Source organism: Bacteroides sp. An19 (assembly GCF_002160215.1).
Classification (GTDB): Bacteria; Bacteroidota; Bacteroidia; order Bacteroidales; family Bacteroidaceae; genus Phocaeicola; species Phocaeicola intestinalis.
In genome coordinates, this window is sequence record NZ_NFKD01000131.1 from 1 (window position 1) to 1,690 (window position 1,690).

Here is a 1,690-nt window from a genome sequence, read left to right on the forward strand (position 1 = left end):
TTAGTTCCTATGTTTGTAATGTGCTAGCAAAATAGCATAAAGCCAAGAGAATTATTAAATTTGTAAATGAAAGAAATAACTTAATACCCCCATGACTTTATGCGTAAACAAAGTAACACATTAAATTTTGAAGGACAAAATATTTATGTAGGAATTGATGTGCATCTGAAGAGTTGGACAGTAAGTATTCTGAGCGATCATCTCCACCACAAGACATTCGTTCAGCCCCCGAGTCCGGAAGCCCTGTTCTCTTATCTTCACGCGCATTTTCCCAACGGGAATTATCTGTCAGCCTATGAAGCCGGTTTCAGTGGCTTTTGGGCGCATTATAAATTGGTTGAAATGGGAATACAGAATATAGTAGTTAATCCGGCGGATGTCTCCACCAGCCAGAAGGAACGTCTTCAGAAGACGGATGCAGTGGACAGCAGGAAAATAGCCAGGTCTCTGCGTAACAATGAACTGACAGCCATCCATGTCCCTTGCAGGGAGACATTGGAGATCCGTACCCTTTTGCGCAGCCGTGACGCCCTTGTCCGTGACCTGGCAAGAATGAAACAGCGCGTCAAGGCATTCCTGTATTATTATGGGATTGACTATCCTAAAGAATTCCAGCACAGCGGCACCCACTGGTCACGCGCTTTCATGAACTGGCTGCGTAACGGTATCCGCATGGATACGGAGGAAGGGGGTGCCGGTCTTTCCCTTTTGCTGGATTCCGTAGAGTCACAGCGCAGGCTTCTTCTGGAAGCGACACGGAAGCTGAGGGCGCTTTCCCGTTCAGACGGATATGCCACCGACTACGAACTGCTACGTTCCGTCCCGGGCATAGGCATGATAACGGCTTTGTCTTTACTCGCCGAACTGGAAGATATACGGCGTTTCGCCAATTCGGACAGGCTTGCGGGGTATATCGGCCTTGTCCCCACTTCCCACTCCACGGGTGAGAAAGACAATAAGGGGGAGATGACCTTCCGGGGGCAGATGCAGTTAAGAAGCAAACTGATAGAATGCGCATGGTTCGCAGCCCGGATTGACCCGGCCTTGAGCATGGCTTTTTCAAAGCTGACACGGCGGATGGAGCCTAACAAGGCCATTGTGCGGATAGCCCGAAAACTGTTGAACCGGATCTTTTATGTTTTGAAATATAAAAGGAGATATAAGAATGAGACAGTTGAATGACACGATGGACAACAACTATATGAATGACCGCTAACAGTTTCTTGCAGCCATCAGGTCTGCTTTCTTTAGAATGCGGCATTTTACTTTAATAGGACTGAAAAGGAACATGTGACCGGGAACTTCCCGGTTCACTGATAGAAGGTTGTCCATATAATAAGTTCCGGCAAGGAAAACGGCAGGTTTTCTTAGCCATGTAGCGATATCCGTAACACAAAGGGACAGGACCGATGTCCCATCCCTCAACAATGTTACGGCGTAACGCAGGGAGTCTATTGCTGGCAAGTTGCTCCTCAGCAGAGCTTGCATCCTCTTCAACTACTTGATTACAAAGCTAATGAAAACCTTTAATAAAATAAAAAAATTCTCTGGATATTTGGATTACAACATAGAAGAAGCTGTTTTGAATTTATCGTGCGATGATTTGGGATGAGTTTTTGAGGCATTTTCGCTTCTGTGATGAGGAAGATAGCGGGCTATCTGACGAAGAACAGGAGCGGAAAGGACCAAA

The 1,690-nt window shown here is 46.3% G+C and carries 1 protein-coding gene; it reads left to right on the forward strand.

The window, feature by feature from the left end:
• The first annotated feature begins 99 nt into the window (after window positions 1-99).
• The gene (locus tag B5F25_RS20805; RefSeq protein WP_087251742.1) at window positions 100-1,182 is read left to right on the forward strand and encodes an IS110 family transposase; all 1,083 of its coding nucleotides are present in this window, start codon (window positions 100-102) and stop codon (window positions 1,180-1,182) included.
• The last annotated feature ends 508 nt before the right edge of the window (window positions 1,183-1,690 follow it).

Bases quoted from the DNA above. Each gene is read 5' to 3' on its own strand.
- B5F25_RS20805 (WP_087251742.1), top strand. From the start codon at position 100: ATGCGTAAACAAAGTAACACATTAAATTTTGAAGGACAAAATATTTAT.